Origin of the sequence: Arenibacter latericius DSM 15913, from assembly GCF_000424985.1 — a bacterium.
Lineage (GTDB): Bacteria > Bacteroidota > Bacteroidia > Flavobacteriales > Flavobacteriaceae > Arenibacter > Arenibacter latericius.
Genome location: NZ_AUKX01000107.1, coordinates 1 through 1270, shown reverse-complemented (window position 1 = coordinate 1270; position 1270 = coordinate 1). Strand labels below are relative to the sequence as shown.

Genomic DNA, 1270 nt, shown 5'->3' with positions numbered 1-1270 from the left:
GGGCACGTGTGCTCTACTGACGGTACCGTAAGAATAAGGATCGGCTAACTCCGTGCCAGCAGCCGCGGTAATACGGAGGATCCGAGCGTTATCCGGAATCATTGGGTTTAAAGGGTCCGTAGGCGGGCCATTAAGTCAGGGGTGAAAGTCTGCGGCTCAACCGTAGAATTGCCTTTGATACTGGTGGTCTTGAGTTATGGTGAAGTAACTAGAATATGTGGTGTAGCGGTGAAATGCATAGATATCACATAGAATACCGATTGCGAAGGCAGGTTACTAACCATATACTGACGCTGATGGACGAAAGCGTGGGGAGCGAACGGGATTAGATACCCCGGTAGTCCACGCCGTAAACGATGGATACTAGCTGTCCGGCAGCAATGCTGGGTGGCTAAGCGAAAGTGATAAGTATCCCACCTGGGGAGTACGTCCGCAAGGATGAAACTCAAAGGAATTGACGGGGGCCCGCACAAGCGGTGGAGCATGTGGTTTAATTCGATGATACGCGAGGAACCTTACCAGGGCTTAAATGTAGTCTGACAGCTTTAGAGATAGAGTTTTCTTCGGACAGATTACAAGGTGCTGCATGGTTGTCGTCAGCTCGTGCCGTGAGGTGTCAGGTTAAGTCCTATAACGAGCGCAACCCCTGCCGTTAGTTGCCAGCATGTTATGATGGGGACTCTAACGGGACTGCCGGTGCAAACCGCGAGGAAGGTGGGGATGACGTCAAATCATCACGGCCCTTACGTCCTGGGCCACACACGTGCTACAATGGCCGGTACAGAGAGCAGCCATGTCGCAAGGCAGAGCGAATCTATAAAGCCGGTCACAGTTCGGATCGGGGTCTGCAACTCGACCCCGTGAAGCTGGAATCGCTAGTAATCGGATATCAGCCATGATCCGGTGAATACGTTCCCGGGCCTTGTACACACCGCCCGTCAAGCCATGGAAGCTGGGAGTGCCTGAAGTCCGTCACCGCGAGGAGCGGCCTAGGGCAAGATCGGTAACTAGGGCTAAGTCGTAACAAGGTAGCCGTACCGGAAGGTGCGGCTGGAACACCTCCTTTCTAGAGAATTTGCCATTTTAGGTGAATGTTAAGGGCTCGTTTTTTCGGTTTTCTGTTTTTACATATTTTAAATGATTTTAGTGATCAATATAGTGAGTCTCATAGCTCAGCTGGTTAGAGCGCTACACTGATAATGTAGAGGTCGGCAGTTCGAGTCTGCCTGAGACTACTAAAGTCGAAAGACAGACGAGAAGTTTGTTTGAG

At 51.2% G+C, this 1270-nt stretch carries 1 tRNA gene and 1 rRNA gene; both read left to right on the top strand.

What is annotated here, in order from left to right:
- Nucleotides 1-1066: ribosomal RNA gene (locus H344_RS0116815) — 16S ribosomal RNA — on the top strand; the annotation flags it as partial.
- Between the two features lie 95 nt (nt 1067-1161).
- Nucleotides 1162-1235 (top strand) — tRNA-Ile (locus H344_RS0116810).
- Nucleotides 1236-1270 lie beyond the last annotated feature (35 nt).